The sequence below is a fragment of the Variovorax sp. WDL1 genome, from assembly GCF_001541225.1.
Taxonomy (GTDB): Bacteria; Pseudomonadota; Gammaproteobacteria; order Burkholderiales; family Burkholderiaceae_C; genus Variovorax.
This window is the reverse complement of the sequence record NZ_LMTS01000228.1, coordinates 25,057-48,884: the sequence shown is the minus strand read 5'-3', so window position 1 is coordinate 48,884 and position 23,828 is coordinate 25,057. Positions and strand designations below refer to the sequence as shown.

At 67.6% G+C, this 23,828-nt stretch carries 19 protein-coding genes; 5 read left to right on the top strand and 14 right to left on the bottom strand.

What is annotated here, in order from left to right; genetic code table 11:
* Nucleotide 1 precedes the first annotated feature (1 nt).
* The 4 genes from accC to APY03_RS27785 are packed head-to-tail and all read left to right on the top strand — an operon-like array spanning nt 2 to nt 4,649.
* On the top strand, nt 2-1,351 hold the full coding sequence (gene accC, locus APY03_RS27800) for an acetyl-CoA carboxylase biotin carboxylase subunit (RefSeq protein WP_068681994.1): 1,350 nt from the start codon (nt 2-4) through the stop codon (nt 1,349-1,351).
* Between the two features lie 13 nt (nt 1,352-1,364).
* Nucleotides 1,365-2,249, top strand: coding sequence for a 50S ribosomal protein L11 methyltransferase (gene prmA, locus APY03_RS27795; protein ID WP_068681992.1), 885 nt, complete (start codon nt 1,365-1,367; stop codon nt 2,247-2,249).
* A 42-nt stretch (nt 2,250-2,291) separates the two neighbouring features.
* On the top strand, nt 2,292-3,695 hold the full coding sequence (locus APY03_RS27790) for a DUF3426 domain-containing protein (RefSeq protein WP_068681990.1): 1,404 nt from the start codon (nt 2,292-2,294) through the stop codon (nt 3,693-3,695).
* A gap of 51 nt (nt 3,696-3,746) precedes the next feature.
* Entirely contained in the window at nt 3,747-4,649 is a 903-nt protein-coding gene (locus APY03_RS27785; protein ID WP_068681988.1) for a carbohydrate kinase family protein, read from the top strand.
* Between the two features lie 69 nt (nt 4,650-4,718).
* Here APY03_RS27785 and APY03_RS27780 read toward each other — a convergent pair whose 3' ends face one another.
* The 8 genes from APY03_RS27780 to APY03_RS27745 form a co-directional block, all read right to left on the bottom strand.
* The gene (locus tag APY03_RS27780) at nt 4,719-5,135 is read right to left on the bottom strand and encodes a histone H1-like DNA-binding protein (protein WP_068681986.1); all 417 of its coding nucleotides are present in this window, start codon (nt 5,133-5,135) and stop codon (nt 4,719-4,721) included.
* A gap of 195 nt (nt 5,136-5,330) precedes the next feature.
* Nucleotides 5,331-6,554, bottom strand: coding sequence for a ribonucleotide-diphosphate reductase subunit beta (locus APY03_RS27775; RefSeq protein WP_068681984.1), 1,224 nt, complete (start codon nt 6,552-6,554; stop codon nt 5,331-5,333).
* 149 nt (nt 6,555-6,703) lie between these two features.
* The gene (locus APY03_RS27770; protein WP_068681982.1) at nt 6,704-9,634 is read right to left on the bottom strand and encodes a ribonucleoside-diphosphate reductase subunit alpha; all 2,931 of its coding nucleotides are present in this window, start codon (nt 9,632-9,634) and stop codon (nt 6,704-6,706) included.
* A gap of 349 nt (nt 9,635-9,983) precedes the next feature.
* The gene (gene ampD, locus APY03_RS27765) at nt 9,984-10,589 is read right to left on the bottom strand and encodes a 1,6-anhydro-N-acetylmuramyl-L-alanine amidase AmpD (protein WP_068681981.1); all 606 of its coding nucleotides are present in this window, start codon (nt 10,587-10,589) and stop codon (nt 9,984-9,986) included.
* Nucleotides 10,573-12,090: a sigma-54-dependent transcriptional regulator gene (locus tag APY03_RS27760; RefSeq protein ID WP_068681979.1), complete on the bottom strand. Its 1,518-nt coding sequence runs from the start codon at nt 12,088-12,090 to the stop codon at nt 10,573-10,575. The genes ampD and APY03_RS27760 overlap by 17 nt, the downstream gene beginning before the upstream one ends.
* A 4-nt stretch (nt 12,091-12,094) precedes the next feature.
* Complete coding sequence (locus tag APY03_RS27755; protein ID WP_068681977.1) at nt 12,095-13,789, bottom strand: two-component system sensor histidine kinase NtrB; 1,695 nt, start codon at nt 13,787-13,789, stop codon at nt 12,095-12,097.
* Between the two features lie 76 nt (nt 13,790-13,865).
* A complete protein-coding gene (locus APY03_RS27750; RefSeq protein WP_068681975.1) occupies nt 13,866-14,120 on the bottom strand; it encodes a PP0621 family protein in 255 nt (84 codons plus the stop codon).
* On the bottom strand, nt 14,117-14,926 hold the full coding sequence (locus APY03_RS27745) for a cytochrome C assembly family protein (RefSeq protein WP_068681972.1): 810 nt from the start codon (nt 14,924-14,926) through the stop codon (nt 14,117-14,119). The genes APY03_RS27750 and APY03_RS27745 overlap by 4 nt, the downstream gene beginning before the upstream one ends.
* An 87-nt stretch (nt 14,927-15,013) precedes the next feature.
* Between APY03_RS27745 and ffh the strand changes: the two genes are divergently transcribed.
* Nucleotides 15,014-16,402 carry a signal recognition particle protein gene (gene ffh / locus APY03_RS27740; protein WP_068681970.1) on the top strand — a complete coding sequence of 463 codons (1,389 nt, stop codon included), beginning with the start codon at nt 15,014-15,016 and terminating at the stop codon, nt 16,400-16,402.
* 78 nt (nt 16,403-16,480) lie between these two features.
* On the opposite strand, the gene mdoH is transcribed toward ffh, so the two are convergent.
* From mdoH to miaB, 6 genes are all read right to left on the bottom strand, one after another.
* Nucleotides 16,481-18,475, bottom strand: a complete 1,995-nt coding sequence (mdoH, locus tag APY03_RS27735; RefSeq protein WP_068681968.1) for a glucans biosynthesis glucosyltransferase MdoH — start codon at nt 18,473-18,475, stop codon at nt 16,481-16,483.
* A gap of 7 nt (nt 18,476-18,482) precedes the next feature.
* The gene (locus tag APY03_RS40685; RefSeq protein WP_083944597.1) at nt 18,483-18,686 is read right to left on the bottom strand and encodes a hypothetical protein; all 204 of its coding nucleotides are present in this window, start codon (nt 18,684-18,686) and stop codon (nt 18,483-18,485) included.
* Nucleotides 18,687-18,867: 181 nt separating this feature from the next.
* Nucleotides 18,868-20,298, bottom strand: coding sequence for a sigma 54-interacting transcriptional regulator (locus APY03_RS27730; protein WP_068681966.1), 1,431 nt, complete (start codon nt 20,296-20,298; stop codon nt 18,868-18,870).
* Nucleotides 20,295-20,924: a hypothetical protein gene (locus APY03_RS27725; protein WP_443082846.1), complete on the bottom strand. Its 630-nt coding sequence runs from the start codon at nt 20,922-20,924 to the stop codon at nt 20,295-20,297. The genes APY03_RS27730 and APY03_RS27725 overlap by 4 nt, the downstream gene beginning before the upstream one ends.
* A 73-nt stretch (nt 20,925-20,997) precedes the next feature.
* Nucleotides 20,998-22,425 (bottom strand): sensor histidine kinase, encoded by a 1,428-nt coding sequence (locus APY03_RS27720; RefSeq protein WP_068681962.1) that lies wholly within the window; start codon nt 22,423-22,425, stop codon nt 20,998-21,000.
* Nucleotides 22,425-23,792, bottom strand: coding sequence for a tRNA (N6-isopentenyl adenosine(37)-C2)-methylthiotransferase MiaB (gene miaB / locus APY03_RS27715; protein WP_068681960.1), 1,368 nt, complete (start codon nt 23,790-23,792; stop codon nt 22,425-22,427). Before miaB ends, APY03_RS27720 begins: the two co-directional genes overlap by 1 nt.
* Between the last annotated feature and the right edge of the window lie 36 nt (nt 23,793-23,828).

Below are 23,828 nucleotides of genomic sequence, written 5' to 3'. Positions count from 1 at the left end.
CATGTTCAAGAAGATCCTGGTTGCCAACCGCGGCGAAATTGCCCTGCGCGTTCAGCGCGCTTGCAGCGAACTGGGCATCAAGGCGGTCATGGTCTATTCAGAGGCCGACCGCGAAGCCAAGTATGTGAAGCTGGCCGAAGAGGCGGTATGCATCGGCCCGGCGCCGTCCTCTCTGAGCTACCTGAACATGCCGGCGATCATCTCCGCCGCCGAGGTGACTGATTCCGAGGCCATCCACCCGGGCTATGGCTTCCTGAGCGAGAACGCCAACTTCGCCGAGCGCGTCGAGCAGAGCGGCTTCCAGTTCATCGGGCCCACGCCTGAATCGATCCGCATCATGGGCGACAAGGTGTCGGCCAAGCAGGCCATGATCAAGGCCGGCGTTCCCTGCGTGCCGGGCTCGGAGGGCGAGCTGTCCGACGACGCCGCCATCAACAAGCGCATTGCGCGCGCCATCGGCTATCCGGTGATCATCAAGGCGGCGGGCGGCGGTGGCGGGCGCGGCATGCGTGTGGTGCACACCGAAGCGGCGCTGGTCAACGCGATCCAGATGACCAAGGCGGAGGCCGCCGCGGCCTTCAACAATCCCTCGGTCTACATGGAGAAGTTCCTCCAGAACCCCCGCCACATCGAGATCCAGGTGCTGGCCGACAAGCACAAGAACGCGGTCTACCTGGGCGAGCGCGACTGCTCGATGCAGCGGCGCCACCAGAAGGTGATCGAGGAATCGCCCGCTCCGGGCATCCCGCGCAAGCTGCTCGAGAAGATCGGCGAGCGTTGCGCCATGGCCTGCAAGAAGATCGGCTATCGCGGCGCCGGCACCTTCGAGTTCCTCTACGAGAACGGCGAGTTCTATTTCATCGAGATGAACACGCGCGTGCAGGTCGAGCACCCGGTCACCGAGTTCACCACCGGCATCGACATCGTGAAGACGCAGATCATGGTCGCGGCCGGCGAGCGGCTGCCGTTCACGCAGCGCCAGATCGAGATGCGGGGCCATGCCATCGAATGCCGCATCAACGCCGAGGACCCCTACAAGTTCACGCCCTCGCCGGGCCGCATCACCATGTGGCATCCGCCGGGCGGGCCTGGAGTGCGGGTGGATTCCCACGTCTACACGAACTACTTCGTTCCGCCCAACTACGACTCGATGATCGGCAAGATCATCGTGCACGGCGACACACGCGAACAGGCGCTTGCGCGCATGCGCACCGCGCTGAACGAGACGGTGGTGGAAGGCATCCAGACCAACATCCCGCTGCACCGCGAGCTCATGGTCGATGCCAAGTTCATGAGCGGCGGCACCAACATCCACTACCTCGAAGAGTGGCTCGCGGCCCACAAGCGTTGAGCGGGGTCGCCCCATGTTCGAACTTCGCCTGCTCGTCCCGGAAGACCGTGTCGAGAGCCTCAGCGACGCGCTCGAGGCGCTGGACGCGCTGAGCGTCTCGGTCGAGGACGCGGACGCCCAGACCGATGCCGAGCAGGCGCTCTTCGGCGAGCCGGGCATGCCGCCGCCGAAGGAGGGCTGGCAGCGCTCGCGCGTGATCGCTCTCTTCGCCGACGAGGCGCAGGCGCGCGAGGCTGCGACCGTGCTGGCGGCGCAGGACTTCTTTGACGGTTGCCAACTCCTGGACCTTGTCGACGTGCCCGAGCAGGACTGGGTGAGGCTCACGCAATCGCAGTTTGCGCCGGTCGAGATCACACCGGAGTTCTGGATCGTCCCCACCTGGCACGAGCCGCCGGCAGGGGCGCGGCAGGTGATCCGGCTGGATCCGGGGCTGGCCTTCGGCACCGGCACGCATCCGACCACGCGCATGTGCCTGCGCTGGATCGCCTCGCGGGCCGAGATGGGCGGCAAGCGCGTGCTGGACTACGGCTGTGGCTCCGGCATCCTCGCGATCGGCGCGGCGAAGTTCGGCGCCGCGGAAATCGATGCCGTCGACATCGACGAGGCCGCCGTCGAAGCAACCCGCCTCAATGCCAAGGCCAATGGCGTGCAATTGAGGGCCGGCCTGAGCGAACTCGCCCAAGGGCGGTACGACATCGTGCTCGCGAACATCCTCGCGACACCGCTCAAGGTGCTGGCGCCGCTCCTCTGCGAGCATGTGGCACCCGGCGGCTCGCTGGTGCTGGCCGGCATTCTCGAGCGCCAGGCCGATGAGCTGAAGCTGGCGTATGCGCCCTATGTCGCGCTGGAAGTGAGCGACGCCGAGGACGGCTGGATCCTGATGACCGCGAGCGCCTGAGCCCGCCTGCCTTGGGGCCAGCCCCAATACAATCGGCGCCTCATGAGCCTGGTCACCCGCTGCCCTGCCTGCGGCACCACCTTCAAGGTGGTGAGGGACCAGCTTCGCATCTCCGAGGGCTGGGTGCGCTGCGGCCGCTGCAGCGAGGTCTTCGATGCAACGCTCGACTTGCACGAGACACCCGAGCCGGCCCCCGCGTCCAAGGTGCCCGCGCCGCTTGACGAAACAGCGGCAGGCTCGCCGCCTCCGGCAGCTGCGCCGGCGACGGCCCTGCCTTCTCCAGCCCCGGTCTTGCCCGCGCAGGAGGAGGCCGAGTCGCCTGGGGAGGAGCTCGGACGGCGCATCGAGGAGACGGATTTCCTCGATGACGAGCACGAGCACGAGCACGAGCACGAGCACAAGCACGAGTCCGAGTCCGAGTCCGGGACCGGGACCGGGACCGGGACCGGGGTCCCCGGGCCACCAGTCGCCGACGCACCGGCATCCGAAGCGCCGGAAAAGCCCGAGGCGCCAGTGCAGAAACCCGATCCTCAGTCGTTCACCGGCGTCGTCGCCGACGAACCCTGGCCCCAGACGTCAGCTTCCATGGTCGAAGCGGACCCGCATGTGGTGCCGCCGTACCCTTCATTTCCCCCTTTCCCGAACATCGACCTGAACCTGTCGGCCGTGCCGCCCATCGGCCGCGGGGCGCACGAGGCGGAGCCGGCGGCGCCCGAAGCGAAGACAGTGCGTGCAAGCACCGCCGAGGAGGACGCCGCCAGTGTGCAGTTGCAGAAAGCCCTGCGCCGCGCGCGCGCCAAGTCCGCCAAGATCGCCCGCGCGAAGGCGCGGGGCGAAGAGCGGGCCGCGCGCGAGTCGGCGCCCGTTGTGCTGTCGGCCAGCGAGCCTGAGCCTGTGCTCGACACACCGCGGCGCCTGCCCCGTTTCGCTGCGGCGGCGGCCGGCGGCGCGGCATTCTGGCAGCGCACGGGTGTGCGTCGCGTCCTGGTGGGCCTGGCCGTCTTCGCGGCGATCCTCCTGGCCGTTCAAGTGCTGCATCAGGAACGAGACCTGATGGCGGCTCGGCAGCCTTCGCTTCGCCCCGCGCTCGCGGCCTTGTGCGGGCTGACCGGCTGCGAGCTCTCGGCCCCGAAGCAGATCGGCGACATCACCATCGATGGCGCCTCCTTCGCGCGGGAGAAGAGCGGCGACGCCTACAGGCTGAACTTCACCTTGCGCAACGGGGCGCCACTGCCGCTCGCGATGCCGGCCATCGAGCTCTCGCTGCTCGACACGCAGGAGCGGGCGGTGGTGCGGCGCGTCCTGATGCCCGCCGAGTTCGGGGCGCCGTCCGTGCTGCCGGCGCGTGCCGAGCGCGCGGCCTCGCTGCCCCTCGCGCTCACGGGTCCCGAGGCGGCGGCGCTGCCGCCGGTCGCGGGCTTCCATCTGCTGGCCTTCTATCCCTGAAGACGGCGCCTCTTCTTCTTTCTCTTCCTCAACCCAACCGGTGTTTCATACATGGCAGCAGTGATTTGCGGTTCTCTCGCGTTCGACACGATCATGACCTTCGAGGGCCGGTTCGCCGATCAGATCCTTCCCGATCAGCTGCACATCCTCAACGTGTCCTTCCTGGTTCCCGGCCTGCGGCGCGATTTCGGGGGCTGCGCCGGCAACATCGCCTATAGCCTCAACGCGCTGGGCGGCAGGGCGTTGCCGATGGCCACGGTGGGCAGCGATGGCGGCGACTACCTGGAGAGGCTGCGCTCGCTGGGCATCAGCACGGAGTTCGTGCGGCAGGTGGACGACACCTTCACCGCGCAGGCGATGATCATGAACGACCGCGACAACAACCAGATCACGGCCTTCCATCCGGGGGCCATGCAGCAGGCGCACATCACGAAGGTGACGGCGCGCGACGACATCCGGCTCGGCATCGTGGCGCCAGACGGACGCGAGGCGATGCTGCAGCACGCCCAGCAGTTCAAGGCGGCCAACATTCCATTCGTCTTCGATCCCGGTCAAGGCCTGCCGATGTTCGACGGCGACGCGCTGCGGCATTTCGTGGAGCTGGCGAGCTGGGTGGTGGTCAACGACTACGAGGGAAAGATGCTCTCGCAGCGCACGGGTTGGAGCTTTGCCGAAATCTCCGAGCGCGTGCAGGGCCTGGTCGTCACCCTCGCGGCCGAGGGTTGCGAGGTGTGGACCCGCGGCGAACGCGAGCACGTGCTGGCCGTCAAGCCCTCCGCCGTGGTAGAGCCCACGGGCTGCGGCGATGCCTGGCGCGGCGCGCTGCTGTACGGCCTGGAGCAGGGCTGGCCGCTCTCGCGTTGTGCTGCCCTGGGCAACCGCCTCGGCGCGCTCAAGATCGCGCAGCGCGGTCCGCAGAACTACCAGGTGGATCGCCAGGCGCTCGGACTCTGAGCCCCGGTCCGCAATAAAAAAGCCCGGCACCGAAGTGCCGGGCCTTTGCCTTCAAGGCTGCCGAGAGACTCAGGGCTTGCTGGCCGTCGGGAACGGCCAGGCTGCCTGGGGGTTCAGCGTCGTTTGCGCTGCAGGCGCAGGCGCAGCAGCGGCGGGCGCTTTCGCGGCCTTCTTGGCAGCAGGCTTCTTCGCTGCTTTCTTGGCAGCAGGCTTCTTGGCCGCGGCCTTCTTCGCCGGCGCCTTCTTGGCCGGCGCCTTCTTGGCTGCGGCCTTCTTGGCCGGCGCCTTCTTGGCTGCTACCTTCTTGGCAGGAGCCTTCTTGGCTGCGGCCTTCTTGGCCGGCGCCTTCTTGGCCGCTACCTTCTTGGCAGGAGCCTTCTTTGCCGCGACCTTCTTGGCCGGCGCCTTCTTTGCAGCAGCGACCTTCTTGGCCGGAGCCTTCTTTGCAGCGGCCTTCTTCGCCGGCGCTTTCTTTGCAGTTGCCATTTCTCTTTTCTCCTTGATCAAGTTGAAAAAATCAACCTTTGAAGCACTCCACGCATGTTGGTCGTCGTGAAGCGATTCATGACGTTGGATCGAGCTCCAGCGCCATGAACACCTGCGCCTTCACCGCCGCTGCACTCTCCGGTGCCTGTCGACGGTGATGGCTATTCTTGAATTCATTTTTGTTGTCAGAACAATTCAATCCCAGGAGAGCGCACCACCCGATTGATACTCGATCACCCGGGTCTCGAAGAAATTGCGCTCCTTCTTCAGGTCAATCATTTCGCTCATCCAGGGGAAGGGGTTTTCCTCGTTCGGGAAGAGCGTTTCGAGGCCGATTTGCTGCGCGCGCCGGTTGGCGATGTAGCGCAGGTAGCCCTTGAACATGGAGGCATTCATGCCGAGCACGCCGCGAGGCATGGTGTCTTCGGCATAGCGGTACTCGAGCTCTACGGCCTTCAGGAAGAGGGCCTTGATCTCCGCCTTGAACTCCGCAGTCCAGAGGTGGGGATTCTCGAGCTTCAGCTGGTTGATCAGGTCGATGCCGAAATTGCAATGCATCGACTCGTCGCGCAGGATGTACTGGTACTGCTCGGCGGCACCGGTCATCTTGTTCTGGCGGCCCAGCGCAAGGATCTGCGTGAAGCCGACATAGAAGAACAGGCCTTCCATCAGGCAGGCGAAGACGATCAGCGACTTGAGCAGCGTCTGGTCGTTCTCGTGCGTGCCGGTGTGGAAGTTCGGGTCGCTGATGGCGTCGATGAAGGGGATGAGGAACTGGTCCTTCTCGCGGATCGACGGCACCTCGTTGTAGGCGTTGAAGATCTCGCTCTCGTCCAGACCCAGCGATTCGACGATGTACTGGTAGGCGTGCGTATGGATCGCCTCCTCGAACGCCTGGCGCAGCAGGAACTGGCGGCATTCGGGGGCCGTGATGTGGCGGTAGGTGCCCAGCACGATGTTGTTGGCGGCCAGCGAGTCGGCCGTCACGAAGAAGCCGAGGTTGCGCTTGACGATGCGGCGCTCGTCCTCGCTCAGGCCATTCGGGTCTTTCCAGAGCGCGATGTCGCGCGTCATGTTCACTTCCTGCGGCATCCAGTGGTTGGCGCAGGTGGCGAGGTACTTCTCCCACGCCCACTTGTACTTGAACGGCACAAGCTGGTTGACGTCGGTCTGGCCGTTGATGATGCGCTTGTCGGCCGCCTTCACGCGGCGTGCGGCCGGCAATGTGGGCGCGGGTTGCTGCGGTGTGCGCACGACGGCGCCGTCATCGAGCTTGCGCGGAACGGGAGCGGGCGCTGTTTGCGAAGTCGGATGCTCCAGCGAGCGGCTGGCTTGCGCGTCGCTGTTCGATGGTTGCCGCATGCCTTGTTGCAGGTCCTTTGGCAAGGAGGGCTTGACTTCTTCGTCCCAGGTCAACATAGAAAAATCCAATGCTCAAATTATGTGAGCAACGATGTGAGTTGCAAAGTGCTCTTCACATCGCGCTCTGTTTATGTTGCCGTTATGTTGTTCGCATGCATCGCCATTTGTCGGGCGATGCCGCGAATCACTGCATCTTCACGCCGACATCACTGGCATGCTTCGCAAGTTGGATCGTCCACGCCGCAGAAGGCGATGTCGGTCGCAGGGATCGCGCTGAGCTGCGCCTGCGCAGCCGCCGCGGCCGCGTCGAGCGCGCTCATGCCCGACGAAGACGCGTCGCCACCGCTATTGCTTCCCGACGACACCGCGTTGAGCCGGCCCGATTGCACCGTCGACTTCTCGGCGTGCGTGGCGCTCTGCGTGCGCAGGTAGTAGGTGGTCTTCAGGCCGCGCAGCCACGCGAGCTTGTAGGTGTCGTCGAGCTTCTTGCCCGATGCGCCAGCCATGTAGATGTTCAGCGACTGCGCCTGGTCGATCCACTTCTGGCGGCGCGCGGCGGCCTCGACCAGCCAGGTCGTCTCGATCTCGAACGCGGTCGCGTAGAGCGCCTTCACGTCCTGCGGCACTCGATCGATCGGGCGCAGCGAGCCGTCGAAGTGCTTCAGGTCCATCACCATCACGTCGTCCCACAGGCCGAGGCGCTTGAGGTCGCGCACCAGGTAGTGGTTGATCACGGTGAACTCGCCGGACAGGTTGGACTTGACCGAGAGGTTGCCGAAGCAGGGCTCGATCGAGGCGTCCACGCCGATGATGTTGGAGATGGTGGCAGTCGGGGCGATGGCGACGCAGTTGGAATTGCGCATGCCGTCGGTCTTGATCTTCTGGCGCAGCGCGCTCCAGTCGAGCGTGGACGAGCGGTCGACCTCGACGTAGCCGCCGCGCGCCTTCTCGAGCAGGTCCAGCGTGTCGGGCGGCAGCACGCCCTTGTCCCACAGCGAGCCCTTGTAGCTGGAATAGCGGCCGCGCTCGCGGGCCAGTTCGGTCGAGGCCCAGTAGGCGTGGTAGCAGATCGCTTCCATCGACTCGTCGGCGAACTGCACGGCCTCCTGCGAGGCGTAGGGGATGCGCAGCTCGTACAGCGCGTCCTGGAAGCCCATCAGGCCCAGGCCGACGGGGCGGTGGCGCAGGTTGGAGTCGCGCGCCTTCTTGACCGCGTAGTAGTTGATGTCGATCACGTTGTCGAGCATGCGCATCGCCGTCGCGACCGTGCGTTGCAGCTTCTCCTGGTCGACCTTGCCGTCCTTCAGGTGCTGCAGCAGGTTGACCGAGCCGAGGTTGCAGACGGCAGTTTCGGTGTCGCTGGTGTTGAGCGTGATCTCGGTGCAGAGGTTGGACGAGTGGACCACGCCGGCGTGCTGCTGGGGCGAGCGCACGTTGCAGGCGTCCTTGAAGGTGATCCAGGGATGACCGGTCTCGAACAGCATCGTGAGCATCTTGCGCCAGAGATCGGTGGCCTGGACCGTGCGGCTGGGTTTGATCTCGCCGCGCGCGGCCTTCTCTTCATAGGCCACGTAGGCGGCCTCGAAGTCGGCACCGAACTTGTCGTGCAGATCGGGCACGTTGGAGGGCGAGAACAGCGTCCAGCTGCCCTTTTCCATCACGCGGCGCATGAACAGGTCGGGAATCCAGTTCGCCGTGTTCATGTCGTGCGTGCGGCGCCGATCGTCGCCGGTGTTCTTGCGCAGCTCCAGGAACTCCTCGATGTCGAGGTGCCACGTTTCCAGGTAGGTGCAGACCGCGCCCTTGCGCTTGCCGCCCTGGTTGACCGCGACCGCGGTGTCGTTCACGACCTTGAGGAAGGGCACCACGCCCTGGGACTCGCCGTTCGTGCCCTTGATGTGGCTGCCCAGCGCGCGCACGCGGGTCCAGTCGTTGCCCAGGCCGCCCGCGAACTTGGAGAGCAGGGCGTTTTCCTTGATCGACTCGTAGATGCCGTCCAGGTCGTCAGGCACGGTGGTCAGGTAGCAGCTCGAGAGCTGCGAGCGCAGCGTGCCGCTGTTGAACAGCGTGGGCGTGCTGGACATGAAGTCGAAGGACGACAGCACCTCGTAGAACTCGATCGCGCGTGCCTCGCGATCGATCTCGTTCAGCGCCAGTCCCATGGCCACGCGCATGAAGAAGGCCTGCGGCAGCTCGATGCGGGTCTTGCGCACGTGCAGGAAGTAGCGGTCGTACAGGGTCTGCAGGCCGAGGTAGTCGAACTGCAGGTCGCGCTCGGGCTTGAGCGCGGCGCCCAGGCGGGCCAGGTCGTACTGCAGCAGCTTCTCGTCGAGCAGCTCGTTGTCCACGCCCTTCTTGATGAAGAGCGGGAAGTTGTCGGCATAGGCCTGGGCACGCTCGGCGGCCGGCACTTCGCGGCCGACCACTTCCTTGAAGATCGTGTGCAGCAGCAGGCGCGCGGTGGCGAAGGTGTAGTCGGGGTCCTTCTCGATCAGGGTGCGGGCGGCGAGGATGGAAGCCTTGTAGACCTCGTCGAGCGGCACGCCGTCGTAGAGATTGCGCATGGTCTCGGCAACGATCGGGCCGCCGGTGATGCTCTCGCCCAGGCCGGCGCAGGCGGACTCGATCAGGCCCTTGAGTTCGTTGAGGTCGAGCGCCACGCGCTCGCCGCGGTCGATCACGTGCAGCGTGGAGACGGCGACCGGGGCATCCTGCTCGCCCTGCCTGGAGCGCTCCTGCGCGCGACGCTCGCGGTACAGCACGTAGGCGCGGGCGATCTCGTGGTGGCCGCCGCGCATCAGGCCGAGCTCGACCTGGTCCTGCACATCCTCGATGTGGAAAGTGCCGCCGCCCGGGCGCGAGCGCAGCATGGCACGCACCACGCCCTGGGTCAGGGTGTCGACCGTCTCGCGTACGCTGGCGGAGGCCGCGCCCTGGGTGCCGTGCACCGCGAGGAAGGCCTTCATCATCGCGATGGCGATCTTGTTGGGCTCGAAGGGAACGACCGCGCCATTGCGGCGGATGATCTGGTAGTTGGCGAGCGCGTTGCCGGCGGGGGAGCCGGCCTTGTCGCGGGTTTGTTGCGGCGTCGAGGGAACGGCGCGGGACGTGGCGGGATGGTTCTGGGCAGTTTGCATTCAGTCCTCTGTTGGCATTTCTTGTTGGGGCGGCGTGCCGTGCCTGGCCGGTTGCTTGGTCATGAAGCACGGGGCAGGGCACACTATATCTGGGGTCTCAGAGGGCCACAACCCACTAGATGTAGTGTTTTCCTTGTAGTTCAATGGCATGCATCGCCATGATGGCGGCCTCGATGGGGCGCTCGTGCCGCATCGTTGCTGAACGACCTTAGCGCGTGCCACTCCCCATGCGCCCTGCGCGCGCATTTGGGCCTGAAAGGCGCATGGTTGCTGAGCGGCTGCCGGCGATGTCTGCGACGGCGGTGACGTGGCGCCTGTGCATCGGGGCCGAGGCGAGGATTGAAAAAATTCAGCGGGCCATGACGGAGTCGGGAAACATCGCGCGCTCCCAGCCCAACTGCTGTTGCAGAAGCACCCAGTCGAAGCCGGTGCCGGGGTCCGCCTTCCGGCCCGGCGCGATGTGCTCGTGGCCCGCCACGAAGCCAATGGCGTAGCGCTGAGCAATGGCGGGACAGAGACTGGCCAGGGTTTCGTACTGCGCAAGCTCGAAGCTCTCGCCCTCCAGGCCTTCGAGTTCGATGCCGATCGAATCGTCGTTGCAGTTGGCACGGCCGCGCCAGGATGATGGGCCGGCATGCCAGGCGCGGTGGTCGCAGCTCACGAACTGCCAGAGCTCTCCGTTGCGACGCACGTAGAAATGGGCCGAGACTTCGAGGCCGCGGATGGTGCCGAAGTAAGGATGCGCATCCCAGTCCAGCTGGTTCATGAAGAGCTGCTGCACTTCGTCGCCGCCATAGTGGCCGGGCGGAAGGCTGATGGAGTGCAGCACGATCAGGTCGATCTGCGCACCGGCGGGGCGTGGCCCGAAGTTCGGAGAGCGCAGCGATCTGGCGAAGCGGTACCAGCCGTCCTGCCACAGGCCGGTGCTCTGGTTGTCTTCACTCGTCGGGGCCATTGCCTTGACTGTCGTCGCCGCCGGGCGTAGCGATGCCCAGGCGCGCGATGCGATAGCGGATCTGCCGCAGGCTCAGGCCCAGCCGCGCCGCGGCCGCGGTGCGGTTGAAGCCGCTTTCCTGCAGTGCGCGCACGAGGATCTCGCGTTCCTGCTGGTCCAGATAGCTCTGCAGATCGCTCGGGACCGTGGCGGGCGGCTTTGCCGCGGAAGGTGCGCCGTGCGGCTGTTCGACCCATGCCTGCGTCGCCGTCAGGGGCGGCGTCCCCGCCGGCTCGCGCGGCGTCGTGGGGCTGGAGACATCGATGTGCAGCACATCGCCGTCGCTCAGCGCGACAGCACGGTGCAGCAGGTTCTCGAGCTCGCGCACGTTGCCGTTGAGCGGATGCTGCGACAGCCGCTGCAGCACTTCGGGCGATAGCGCTGGGATCGGCATGCCGGCGTCGCGCGCGATCCGCGCCAGCAGCGCCTCACAAAGCGCCGGCAGGTCTTCGCGCCGTTCGCGCAGCGCCGGCACCGCGATCTCGATCACGTTGAGCCGGTAGAACAGATCCTGTCGGAAACGGCCGGCCTGCACCTCGGCCTGCAGGTCCTTGTGCGTGGCGCTCACGATGCGCACATCGACGGCGTCCTCCTGCGTCGAGCCGATCGGCCGCACGCTGCGCTCCTGGATCGCGCGCAGCAGCTTGGACTGCATTGCCAGCGGGAGGTCGCCGATCTCATCGAGGAAGAGCGTGCCGCCGCGCGCTGCCTGGAAGTAGCCATCGCGGTCTTGCGAGGAGCCGGTGTAGGAGCCTTTCCGCGCGCCGAAGAACTCGGCTTCGAGCAGATTCTCGGGAATGGCACCGCAGTTGACCGCGACGAAGGGCCCATCGCTGCGCTGGCTGCACGCATGCACCGCGCGTGCCGCCAGTTCCTTGCCCGTGCCGGACTCTCCGCGCACCAGCACCGGCGCCATGCCGCGCGCCACCTTGGCGATGCGCGACTTGACCAGGCGCATCGGTTCGGAATTTCCGACCAGCCTTTCGAGTGCAGCCGTGCCCGCGTTGCTGATGGTCGTTGCCAACTTGCTGGCGTTGTCCTCCGCCTGGCGCGCCGGCCGTGCGGGCGCGGCCTGCGCCTGCACCGCCGAAGCCACGACGGTACGGAACTGCTTCAGGTCCACCGGCTTGGTCAGGTAGTCGAAGGCGCCCGCCTTCAGGGCCTCGACCGCATTCTCGGCCGAGCCGTAGGCGGTCATCACCACGCAACGCTCGCTGCGCTGCTCCTGCTGGATGCGCTGCAGGATCTCCATGCCCAGCCCGTCGGGCAAGCGCATGTCGGTGATCACGGCATCGAAGCGGCCCGCGTCGAGATGTTCGCTCGCCTCCGACACGCTGCCGGCCGCCTCGACGCGGTAGCCCTCGCGCAGCAGCGTGAGCTCGTAGAGCGTGCGCAGGTCGGGTTCGTCGTCGACGACCAAGATCTGGGCGGGGCGCGGCGCGGGCGGATTGGGGCTGCTCACGGCGCTATTGTGTCAGCCCGCCTTCGCCCGGCATGAAGACGACGGCGAATTCGTTGCCTTCCGGCCCCTCTGCTGCCAAGGCGCGGCGCTCGTAGCCGATGGTGGCGCCGTGGCGCTCGCACAACTCGCGGCACAGGTAAAGGCCAAGGCCGCTGGAGCGGCTCTCGGACGAAAAGAAGGGCTCGAACAGATGGCGCTGCACCGCAGGCTCGAGCGGCGCGCCGTCGCTCCACACCTGAAGGCTGGCGCGGCCGGCGGCGTTCAGCCGGGTCGTCACCTGGATCGAGCCGTCGCGCGCGCCAGCATAGCGTGCCGCGTTGTCGAGCAGGTTGACGAGGATGCGCCGCAGGTGCTCGATGTCGAAGCGCACGACGCTGCCGGGCGCCTCCAGCACCAGCAGTACGCCCTGGCGCTGCGTTTGCCGCACCCATTCTTCGGCCAGCGTGCGCACGGTGGGATCGAGCACCAGCTGCTCGCCGAGCGGCAGCACGCGCTGCTGTCGGGCGCGGGCGACGTCGAGCACGTCGTCGACGATGCGCGACAGCCGCTGCGCATTCTGCTGAACCATCGTCGTCAGTCGCCGGTGGCCGGGATCGACCAGGTCCTCGCCCAGCAGCGCGCTGGCCTGGGTGATCGCGGCAAGCGGGTTGCGGATCTCGTGCGCGACGGCGGCCGACATGCGCCCCATGGCCGCGAGCTTCTCGGTGCGGATGCGCGCCTCGAGCTCGCGCAGATCCTGCAGGAACATCACGCACAGACTCTCGATGCCACGCTCGGCGGCGCGGGTGAGCCGCGTGCGCACGCGCACCTCGCGCGGCGCGCCTTGGGCCTGCGCGATCGGGATCTCGCGCGACTGCGCCGTGCGCCGCGCGAAGGTATTGCGCGCGATCGCGGCCAGCGGCATCCAGGCCGGGTGAGCGCCCAGCGCAAAAGGCAACTCAAGCTGTGCCAGTCCCTGTCCCAGAATCGCATCGGCAGCAGGATTGGCCGCGTGCACCTGGCCCTTTGCGTCGATTACCAGCACGCCTTCGCTCAGCGTCTCGATCACCAGGTCGTTCACCAGGGCATGCATCTGCGCCGTGCCCCGGTTGCGCTGCGCCAGCGCCTCCTCGCGCATCAGCCGCCGCGACAGCTCGTGCGCCAGCAGCGCCACCACGAACAGGCCGGTGCCGGTCAGCGCGGCCTGCACGAAGCGCGCCGATGGTTCGGCTTGCTGCTGCAGCCAGTACCAGCCGGCCTGCGTCAGCAGCAGCAGCGTGACAATGGCCGTGGTGCCCAGGCCGACGGCACCGCTGCCCAGGACGGCGCCCATCAGCACCGGGAGGGCGAACAACGGCGTGTAGTTGATGCTGCCCACCTGCAGCAGCTGCAGTGCGCTGAAGACCACCAGGTCGACGCCGATGGTCGACAGCCAGGCCGTGCCGAAGCGCCGCACTGGCGGCTGGAAGAGCGCATAGCGCGCGACCAGCAGAGTGGCAAGCAGGTACCCGACCGCCAGCGCTACCACGGTCGGCTGCATGGCCTGACCGAGCGCGAAGACCAGGCCCTGGAGCAGCAGCAGCACGACGGCGACGAAGCTGCGCGCGGTCATGAAGCCGCGCCACAGGCGCAGCAGGGCCGAGCTTTCACGGCCGGCCGCCTGGTCGAGCGGCGTCCAATCGGTCCCGGGCTCGGCACGCGACCAGAGGAAGGTGCTCATAAGGCAACCTCCGCCCAGCGGGCTGCGTTGCTGTTCGCCCTGGGAGCGGCCCGGCGGCGCATCGATGGAGCCTCGTTCAGGGCGTCGCGGCCCGGCGGTGCGCCGCACTGCAGTACGCCGTGCCGTCGGCACCGCGCACCGCGTCCGGGGCCGGCAGGTGCAGCCCGCAGTGCGCGCAGCGCAGCATGGCTTGCGGAGGCCCGATGCTGCCTGGCTCAGGCGCGGGCGCAGAAGGGGGAGGCGGCGTTCGCGACTGCAGTTCTTCGCGCCGAGCCTTGCGCCAGAGCCAGACCGCCACCAGGATGATTGCGAGGACCAGCAGGTATTTCATGGCGCTGCGCGCCCCAGCACCACCTCGAGCACGAAGCGCGAGCCCACATAGGCCAGCAGCAGCAGGGCCGCGCCGGCATAGAGCACGCGCCGCGCGGTGCGGCCGCGCCAGCCGAAGCGCGCCCGCCCGATCAGCAGCACCGCGAAGCTGATCCAGGCCAGGACAGAGAACACGGTCTTGTGGTCCCACTTCCAGCCGCGCGCATTGGGGCCGTACAGCTGCTCGCTGAACAGCAGGCCGGCTAGCAGCGTGGCCGATAGCAGCACGAAGCCGGCCGTCACGAAGCGAAAGGTCAGCCGCTCCATGGTGAGCAGAGGCACGCCGGCCTGCGGTTCGGCCGCAAGCCGGATCTGCTTCTCGGCGCGAGTCATGAGCCAGGCATGGACCACGGCCGCACCGAACAGGCCGTAGGAGGCGATGCCCAGCGCCAGGTGCAGCGGCAGCCAGGGCGAGGCCGAGACGTGCAGCGGCGTACCCGGGAAGATCATCGCGAGCAGTACGGCGGCCGCGCCCAGGGCCGGGAGCAGGCGCCGCACCTTGAGCTGCGGATAAAGGCGGCTCTCGATCGCGTAGACCGTCATCACCAGCCAGGCGGTGACCGACAGCGCCGGCGCGAAGCCGAAGCGCGGGTCGCCGCCAGCCAGCGACCAGGCGAGCACGCACGCGTGGAGCACCCAGGCCAGGCCCAGCATCCATTGCGTGGAAGACCGCCCGAGCCAGGAGGAGGCTGCGGCAGTCGCGCCGTAGGCGGCGGCGGTGGCGATGCCCAGCGCCACGCCGAGTGGGGAGGGGATCGCTAAAATCATCGACCGGAGTTTAGCGTCTCGCCTTGGTGTGACCCTTTGCGAAGACGCCCCGCTCCCCACCCACCGGTCCCGCCCGCGGGAAACACCATGGCCAGCGCCCTCACCGAAAAATTCTCACGCCTCGTCAAACAGGTCAGCGGGCAGGCCCGCATCACCGAAAGCAATGTGCAGGACATGCTGCGCGAGGTGCGCATGGCCCTGCTCGAGGCCGACGTCGCGCTGCCCGTGGTGCGCGACTTCGTGGCCCGCGTCAAGGAGAAGGCGATGGGCCAGGAGGTGCTGGGGTCGCTCAAGCCCGGCCAGGCGCTCGTGGGCATCGTCAACCGGGAGCTCGCCGCAACCATGGGCGAAGGCGTGGCCGACATCAACCTGGTGGCGCAGCCGCCTGCCGTGATCCTGATGGCGGGCCTGCAGGGCGCCGGCAAGACCACGACCACCGCCAAGCTGGCCAAGCACCTGATCGAGAAGCGCAAGAAGAAGGTGCTCACCGTCTCGGGCGACGTCTACCGGCCGGCGGCCATCGAGCAGCTCAAGACCGTCACCAGGCAGGCCGGGGCCGAGTGGTTCCCGAGCACGCCAGACCAGAAGCCCCTCGACATCGCCCGCGCCGCACTCGATCATGCCAAGCGCCATTTCTTCGATGTGCTGCTGGTCGACACGGCGGGCCGCCTCGCCATCGACGAGGTGCTGATGAACGAGATCCAGCAGCTGCACGCCGCACTGAACCCGGTCGAGACGCTGTTCGTGGTCGATGCCATGCAGGGCCAGGACGCGATCAATACCGCCAAGGCCTTCAAGGAAGCGCTGCCGCTGACCGGCATCGTCCTCACCAAGACAGACGGCGACTCGCGCGGCGGCGCCGCGCTGTCGGTGCGGCAGGTGACGGGTGTGCCGATCAAGTTTGCCGGTGTCAGCGAGAAGATCGACGGCCTGGAGGTGTTCGACGCCGAGCGCCATGCCGGCCGCATCCTCGGCATGGGCGACATCGTGGCGCTGGTCGAGCAGGTCACGGCCGGCGTCGATGTGGCGGCGGCACAGAAGCTGGCGGCCAAGGTCAAGAGCGGCGCCGGCTTCGATCTCAACGACTTTCTCGGCCAACTGCAGCAGATGAAGCAGATGGGTGGGCTGTCCAGCATCATGGACAAGCTGCCGCAGCAGCTCGCCGCCAAGGCCACCGATGCCGACATGAACCGCGCGGAGCGCGACATCCGGCGCAAGGAGGGCATCATCAACAGCATGACGCCGCTGGAGCGGCGCAAGCCCGAGCTGCTGAAGGCGACGCGCAAACGCCGCATCGCGGCCGGGGCGGGGGTGCAGGTTCAGGAGGTGAACCGGCTGCTGAACGAGTTCGAGCAGATGCAGCAGATGATGAAGAAGATGAAGGGCGGCGGCCTCATGAAGATGATGAAGCGCATGGGGGGAATGAAAGGCTTGCCCGGCATGGGTGGAGGTGGGGGCGGCATGCCGCGCTTCTGATCCGCTCCCTTGCCGCTGGGGACCAGGCAAGAAAAAAGCCCGCTCATGGAGCGGGCTTTTTGATGGGCAGCGAAGCCGTCAGGCGCGCGCCAGTCGCACCGCGTGCATCCACGCCCTGCGCAGCACCGCGGGCGAACGCGACTCCTCCGGAATCACCAGGAAGCCCCGGTCGCGCATCGCGTTGCCCAGCGCGATCTGGCTGGTCAGCACGGTCAGCGGGATCGCCAGCAGCAGCGGTAGACCGACGGGCATCAGCCAAGCCAGCGCGCTGGCGTCGATCAGCGCAATACCTACCGCCAGCGCCGCGATGACCAGCGACATCGGCGCCAATTGGGTGAAGGCGATGCGCCACGGCACGGCAGCGGCTTCCCGCGGCGGCGACTTCCAGTCGAGCTTGATGCCGGTGAGCGCGACCACCACGAACAGCGAGTGGGCGAGCATCCGCACAGGCGCCTGCACGATGGCCAGCGTGCTTTCCAGCGCGGCGCTCTTGAGCAGGCCGCCGACTCCGCCGTACTGGCGTTGTTCGCCGCGTATCACCACGGCCGCAACGCCCAGCATGCGCGGCAGGAACAGCAGGCACAAGGTCCACAGCCAGAGGCCGGCCAGTTCCATCGGCATCGCCAGCCAATGCGCGACCACGCTCGAGCCGGTGAGCCACAGGGCCGTGCCCAGCGTCAAGAAGGCGAGCCACATCGGCGCCGAGGCATAAGCCATGGTGCCGGTGACGAACATCGCGCGGTGCACCGGGTGCAGGCCCGGCTCGGCCATCAGGCGGGCGTTCTGCAGGTTGCCCTGGCACCAGCGGCGGTCGCGTTGCAGCTCGGCCAGCAGGTCCGGCGGTTGCTGCTCGTAGCTGCCGACCAGGTCCGCGACCAGCCAAACGTGGTAGCCGGCGCGGCGCATCAGCGCGGCCTCGACGAAGTCGTGCGACATGATGCCGCCCGACATGCCGCCGGTGCCCTTGATCGGCGCCAATGCGCAGTGCTGCATGAAGGGCTCGATGCGGATGATCGCGTTGTGGCCCCAGTAGTGCGACTCGCCGAGCTGCCAGAACTGCATGCCCAGCGTGAAAAGGCGGCCGGTCACGCGCGAGGCGAACTGCTGGGCGCGCGCGTGCAGGGTCACGTGGCCGATGGCCTGGGTCGCCGTCTGGATGATGCCGGCACTCGGATTGGCTTCCATCAGCTTGACCATCGAGGTCAGGCAATCGCCGCTCATCACGCTGTCGGCATCGAGCACCACCATGTAGCGGTAGTCCTTGCCCCAGCGGCGGCAGAAGTCGGCCACATTGCCGGCCTTGCGGTGGGTGCGGCGCTTGCGCAGGCGGTAGTACACCTCGACCTGCGGCTGGTTCGGGCTGTCCGCCAGAGCGGCGCGCAAATCTTCCCAGGCGGCGCGCTCGGCGGCGGCAACCTCGGGCGTGTAGCTGTCGGACAGCACGAAGACGTCGAACTGCCTCGCATGGCCGGTCGCGGCCACCGACTCGCAGGTCGCGCGCAGGCCTGCAAAGACCGTGGCCACGTCCTCGTTGCAGATGGGCATGATGATTGCCGTGCGCGCTTCCGGGTTCATCGGATGGTCAGCCACCTGTTTGGCCGACAGCGCGTGCTTGTCGCCGCGCACCGAGACATAGAAACCCATGAGCGCGGTCACGAAGCCGGTCACCACCCAGCCCGAGAGCAGGCCGTAGAGGGCGATCTGGCTGTACTCGAGCCAAACGTTGTCGTAGTCGGGCTGCACCCGTGCGAACAGCGTCGAGGCGACGACCGTGCTGAGCACGGTGAGCGCCATGAAGGCGAGGCGGCGCTGCTGGGCTGCGCGTTCCCAGGCCTTGGGGCGCTGCGGTGCGCGCGACGCGCCGGCCGCGGCCTTGCCGCCGGCGCCGAGCTTGACCAGCAATGCCGTACCGATGCTGTTCCAGAAGCCGCGCCAGGGGCGTGGCGCCATCGAGCCGCGGTTGATCGGCGGCGCCGTCACCGAGTTGGGATGGCGTTCTTCACGCAGCGTGCTGCGGCGGGAGAAATCCGCCTCGGTGAGAACGTTGAGCTGGGAGAAATCGTTGGGCTTCATATGCGGCTCACCACCGTTGCTTTTCGACGGAAGGCGTGTCGCCGATAGCCGGAAGACGCTTGAAGACGCTGTCCGGTGCCGCACCGCCGGCGTTGGCCAGGCCGGCCGGCGGATGACCCGCGGTGCGGGACCGCGAGAGGGAAAACTGCTTTTGACGCAGGCCGTCGCGCTGCGGACGCAGTGCGAAAGATGGGCTGGTAAGTGCTGTCATGCCCTTCTAAGGGCAATCCCTGTGCCAGCCAGGAATAGTTGTTTCAGATCAACAAGTTAGCAGCATCGACGGCTCTTCGAGCCCGCTTTTTAAACCAAAAGACCACCAAAAACCCCGAATCTGTCGCCGCAGCCCGACAGCCTAAGTTAACCCTGGGTGAACTTTCAATGAAATCAAGCACTTAGGAGCGTCGCTCGTCAGCGACAGCGTCGCCGCCCGGCGGGAGGGCATCCGATTTGAAGTGCCCGGCAGTGAGCCCGTGCTTCTGCAGCAACCGGTAGAACTCCGTGCGGTTGCGATCTGCCAGACGTGCCGCATCGGCGACGTTGCCGTCGGTCAATTTGAGCAGGCCGACCAGGTACTCGCGCTCGAAGCGCTGCTTGGCCTCGGCATAGGTCTGGACCTCGACGCTGGGCGAGCGCAGCGCCCGCTGCACCAGCGCCAACGGGATCAGCGGCGAGCTGGACAGGGCGCAGACCTGCTCGACCACGTTGAACAACTGGCGCACGTTGCCCGGCCAGGGCGCCATGGTCAGCGCCTTCAGCGCCTCCGGCGCGAAGCCCGACAGGCGCTTGCCGTACTTGCTCGAGAGCCGGTTCAGGAAATGATTGGCCAGCAGCGGGATGTCCTCGCGCCGCGCCGACAGCGGCGGCAGGTTCAGCGTCACCACATTGAGGCGGTAGTAGAGGTCCTCACGGAACTGCCCGGCCTCCATGGCGGCATCGAGGTCGCGATGGGTGGCGGAGATGATCCGCACATCGACCTCGATGGATTGGGTCGAGCCCACCGGCCGTACCGCGTGCTCCTGCAGCACCCGCAGCAGCTTGACCTGCAGCGCCGGCGGCATGTCGCCGATCTCATCGAGCAGCAGGGTGCCGCCGTCCGCTTGCTGGAACAGGCCCTTGTGGTTGGCCACCGCGTCGGTGAAGGCTCCCTTCACATGGCCGAACAGCTCCGACTCCAGCAGCGCCTCCGGAATGGCGCCGCAGTTGACAGCCACGAAGGGCTTCTCGGCGCGCGCGCTGGCGCGGTGGATGGCGCGGGCCAGGAGTTCCTTGCCCGCACCGCTGTCGCCGCGCAGAAGCACGCTGGCGTCGGACTTGGCCACCATCCGGGCCTCGGCCAGCAGTTCGGCCATGCGGTTGCTGCGGCTCACGATCTCCGCGCGCCAGCTCTCGTCGCCGACCTTGCCGCCGCTGGGCGCGGGCGCGCCGAGCGCCAGGGCCTGCGCGATCTTGTCGAGCAGCTCGCGGGCGTCGTACGGCTTGGTGAGATAGGTGAAGACGCCGCGGGCCGTGGCTTCGACCGCGTCGGGAATGGTGCCGTGGGCGGTCAGCAGGATCACCGGCAGCGTGGGGTGGCGCTTGCGGATCTCGTCGAAGAGCTGCAGGCCATCCCGGCCCGGCAGCCGCACGTCGCTCAGCACCAGTTGGGGGTGCTCGATCTCGAGCTGCGTCAATGCCGACTCGGCGGACGTCACGGCCGTGACCTGGTAGCCGGCGCCCGTCAACCGCATCGACAGCAGGCGCAGCATGTCCGCATCGTCGTCCACCACCAGCAGGCGGGCGCCGGGCGGGCTGGCGGATTGCTTGGCGGACCCGGTGTTGATCATGGTGCGGGCTTTGGAGCCGCCGGCGCGACGGGCGGTGGCGGGCTGTTGGGACGCGAGAAGCTGCGCTCGATGGCACGCAGCGCCTCGATGCGATCGCTCAACTGGTCGATGCGCCGCTGGCTGTCGCGCACCTGCTGGGCCTGGCGGTCGCGCTCGTCTTCGACGCGGCGCTGCTCCTGGTAGCGCGCGGCCAGCAGCCGGGCGAGCGGGTGCAGGGCCTGGGCTTCACTCGCCTGGTTGGCGATCACGCGCTGCACCAGGCCGAGCGCGCGCGCGAGATCGGCCGGGGCGCGTGTCTGCGCGAGCAGCAGTGCCAGCTGCATCTGGACCAGGGGCTGCTCGCCGGGTTCGCCCAGGCGTGCAATTTCGTTGGCGAGCTCGTTGCCGCCCAGCGGGCGCACCTTGTCGGCGTAGACGAGCAGGGCGGCCACGGGGCCTTGCGTGAGCTGGGTGAAGATCAGCGCCGGCTGGGTGGCCGGGGCCATCGGCTCAGCCTCGACGGGCTGCACCGGCGGCGGTGGGGGGGGAGGCGGTGGCGGCGGCGGCTGCACGGCGACGGGTTCGGGCGGCGGGCTGGGGGGCGCGGCGCATGCAGCGAGCAGCAGCGGCATGACGAGCACGGTCATGGCAAATGCGGATCTGCGAGCTAGCGAACTGAAGAGCATGGGTCGGAGAAAACGCTTGAAGCGGGGGCTGTGGTCAGGTGGAGCGCGGCAGCTCGATGCGGAAGCGCGCCCCGGGTCCCTCCGGCAGCAGCGTGATGCGACCGCCATGGGCTGCAATGTACTCCTGCACGATCGACAGCCCGATGCCGGTGCCCTTGACGGCATGCTGGGGTTGGCGTTCGCCGCGGAAGAAAGGCTCGAAGATGCGGTCGCGGTCGCTCTCGGCGATGCCCGGACCGGCATCCTGGATCTCGATGCAGACGGTGTCGGGCGTGCTCGACACGGTGATCGCGATGGTGCCGCCGCGCGTCGAATAGCGAATCGCGTTGGACAGCAGGTTGGCCACCGCGGTGCCAAGCTTTACCGGGTCGACCACCACTGCGATCGGCTCGCCCTCGGCCCGCACCGTGAGCCCGTTGGCCTGCCATTGCAGGCGCTGGGCCTCGATCTGCTCCTCGATCAACGGCAGCAGGGGCGTGCGCTGGCGGCGCAGCTCGCGCGCCTCGAAAGCCGCCGCATTGAAACGCAGCAGCGCCTCGATCTGCCCCTGCAGCGCGACCGTGTTCTGCTGCAGGATCTGGGCCACCTCGCGTTGAGCCGGGTTCAGGGCGCCGGTCACGCCGTCCTCCAGCAGCGAGACGCCTTCGCGCAGCGCGGCCAGCGGGGTCTTGAGCTCATGCGAGACGTGGCGCAGGAAGCGTGCCTTGTCCGCGTCCAGTTCGGTCAGCCGCAGACGCAGCCATTCGAGCTGTTGCGCGATGCGGCGCACGTCGGCCGGACCGCGGATGTCGATCGGCTCGTCGAGCCGGTTCTCGCCCAGGCCGACGATCGCGCGCTGCAGCCGCTTGAAGGGCCGGGCCAGCCAAACACCGAAGGCCAACGCGAGCGCCACCGCCAATGCACTCGCGGCCAGCACTTCGCGCATCAGCCGCCGGCGTGCGTTCTCGATGCGCTGCGCCAGCGCGTTGTTCTGCGCCTCTATCAGGATCTGAGCCTGCTGGGCGAGGTTGCTGTTGAGCGCGTCAAGTTCGCGGAACTGCATCGCCATCGAGCTCTCGCGCGCGAGCGCGGTCTCGGGCGCGCCGCTCATCAATCCTTCGATCACGGCGAGCTGGGCCCGCCACAGGTCGAGGCCGGTGGCGGGCAGGCCGTTCGCGCCGAGGCGATCGAGCGCCTGGTGCGCGTCGCGCGCCGCGTCATCGAAGCGGCGGCGCAGCACCGCATCGTTGAGCACCAACGACTGGCGCCCTGCGCGCTCCATCGCGGCGCTGCGCTCCGCCAGGGACTGCGCCGCGCCCGAAAGCGTGAGCGCGCGGCCTGCGGCGTTGCGGCTCTGGGTCATCAGCGCGTCGTACTGGAACACGGAGCGCAGGGCCACGCCCACCAGCAGCGCGGTGATCAGCAGGAATGCGAACAGCAACAGCTGCTGGAACGAGCCGCGCGCCGATTTCAGGCTCGCCATCAGGCGGCCGGCGCGGCCATGCGCGCCGATGACGCGGCCGATTCCGCGGTGGGCACCTCGCCGCGCAGCGTGTAGGCCAGCGAGCGGGTGATGTTCACGTCGACCATGCGGCCGACCAGCCGGGGATCGCCCGCGAAGTTCACCACCCGGTTGCACTCGGTGCGGCCCATCAGCTCGTTCGCATCCTTGCGCGAACGGCCCTCGACCAGCACGCGCTGGGCCGTGCCCACGAGGGCCTGGCCGAAGCCCTTGACGTTGCCGTCGATCACCGCCTGCAGCCGCTGCAGCCGTGCCAGCTTGATGTCGTGCGGTGTGTCGTCGTGCAGCTGTGCCGCCGGCGTGCCGGGGCGCGGGCTGAAGATGAAGCTGAAGCTGTTGTCGAACTCGAGCTCGTCGATCAGCTTCATCATCCTCTCGAAGTCCGCGTCGGTCTCGCCGGGGAATCCGACGATGAAGTCGCTGCTTAGCGAAAGCCCGGGGCGGATGGCGCGCAGCTTGCGCACCGTGCTCTTGTATTCCATCGCCGTGTAGCCGCGTTTCATCGCCATCAGGATGCGGTCGCTGCCGTGCTGCACCGGCAGGTGCAGGTGGCTCACCAGCTTGGGCACCCGGGCGTAGGCCTCGATCAGGCGCGGCGTGAACTCGTTGGGATGGCTGGTGGTGTAGCGGATGCGCTCGATGCCGGGGATCTCGGCGATGTACTCGATCAGCAGCGCGAAGTCGGCGATCTCGGCGGTGTCGCCCATCCGGCCGCGGTAGGCATTGACGTTCTGCCCCAGCAGCGTGACCTCGCGCACGCCCTGGTCGGCCAGGCCGGCGACCTCGACCAGCACGTCGTCAAGCGGCCGGTTCACCTCCTCGCCGCGCGTGTACGGCACCACGCAGTAGCTGCAGTACTTGGAGCAGCCTTCCATGATCGAGACGAAGGCGGTTGCGCCCTCGACCCGCGCCTGCGGCAGGTGGTCGAACTTCTCGATCTCCGGGAAGCTGATGTCCACCTGCGGCTGGCCGGCGCGCTCGCGCTGGTGAAGCAGCTCGGGCAGGCGGTGCAGCGTCTGCGGGCCGAACACCACGTCGACGTACGGCGCGCGCGCGATGATGGCCGCGCCTTCCTGGCTGGCCACGCAGCCGCCGACCCCGATCTTCACGCCGCGCGCCTTGAGGTGCTTGACGCGGCCGAGGTCGGAGAACACCTTCTCCTGCGCCTTCTCGCGCACCGAGCAGGTGTTGAAGAGGATCAGGTCGGCCTCTTCCACGTCGGTGGTGGGCTCGTAGCCTTCGGCGGCGCGCAGCACGTCGGCCATCTTGTCCGAGTCGTACTCGTTCATCTGGCAGCCGAAGGTCTTGATGAAAACTTTTGGGGTCATGAGGAGGCTCCGTGGAGGTGCCGTCGAAAAGCGGAC

Bases quoted from the DNA above. Each gene is read 5' to 3' on its own strand.
- prmA (WP_068681992.1), top strand. From the start codon at position 1,365: ATGTTCGAACTTCGCCTGCTCGTCCCGGAAGACCGTGTCGAGAGCCTC.
- ffh (WP_068681970.1), top strand. From the start codon at position 15,014: ATGGCCAGCGCCCTCACCGAAAAATTCTCACGCCTCGTCAAACAGGTC.
- APY03_RS27720 (WP_068681962.1), bottom strand. From the start codon at position 22,425: ATGGCGAGCCTGAAATCGGCGCGCGGCTCGTTCCAGCAGCTGTTGCTG.
- APY03_RS27780 (WP_068681986.1), bottom strand. From the start codon at position 5,135: ATGGCAACTGCAAAGAAAGCGCCGGCGAAGAAGGCCGCTGCAAAGAAG.
- APY03_RS27750 (WP_068681975.1), bottom strand. From the start codon at position 14,120: ATGAAATACCTGCTGGTCCTCGCAATCATCCTGGTGGCGGTCTGGCTC.
- ampD (WP_068681981.1), bottom strand. From the start codon at position 10,589: ATGGCCCCGACGAGTGAAGACAACCAGAGCACCGGCCTGTGGCAGGAC.
- APY03_RS27745 (WP_068681972.1), bottom strand. From the start codon at position 14,926: ATGATTTTAGCGATCCCCTCCCCACTCGGCGTGGCGCTGGGCATCGCC.
- APY03_RS27785 (WP_068681988.1), top strand. From the start codon at position 3,747: ATGGCAGCAGTGATTTGCGGTTCTCTCGCGTTCGACACGATCATGACC.
- APY03_RS27770 (WP_068681982.1), bottom strand. From the start codon at position 9,634: ATGCAAACTGCCCAGAACCATCCCGCCACGTCCCGCGCCGTTCCCTCG.
- APY03_RS27775 (WP_068681984.1), bottom strand. From the start codon at position 6,554: ATGTTGACCTGGGACGAAGAAGTCAAGCCCTCCTTGCCAAAGGACCTG.
- APY03_RS40685 (WP_083944597.1), bottom strand. From the start codon at position 18,686: ATGACAGCACTTACCAGCCCATCTTTCGCACTGCGTCCGCAGCGCGAC.
- APY03_RS27725 (WP_443082846.1), bottom strand. From the start codon at position 20,924: ATGACCGTGCTCGTCATGCCGCTGCTGCTCGCTGCATGCGCCGCGCCC.
- accC (WP_068681994.1), top strand. From the start codon at position 2: ATGTTCAAGAAGATCCTGGTTGCCAACCGCGGCGAAATTGCCCTGCGC.
- APY03_RS27790 (WP_068681990.1), top strand. From the start codon at position 2,292: ATGAGCCTGGTCACCCGCTGCCCTGCCTGCGGCACCACCTTCAAGGTG.
- miaB (WP_068681960.1), bottom strand. From the start codon at position 23,792: ATGACCCCAAAAGTTTTCATCAAGACCTTCGGCTGCCAGATGAACGAG.
- mdoH (WP_068681968.1), bottom strand. From the start codon at position 18,475: ATGAAGCCCAACGATTTCTCCCAGCTCAACGTTCTCACCGAGGCGGAT.
- APY03_RS27730 (WP_068681966.1), bottom strand. From the start codon at position 20,298: ATGATCAACACCGGGTCCGCCAAGCAATCCGCCAGCCCGCCCGGCGCC.
- APY03_RS27755 (WP_068681977.1), bottom strand. From the start codon at position 13,789: ATGAGCACCTTCCTCTGGTCGCGTGCCGAGCCCGGGACCGATTGGACG.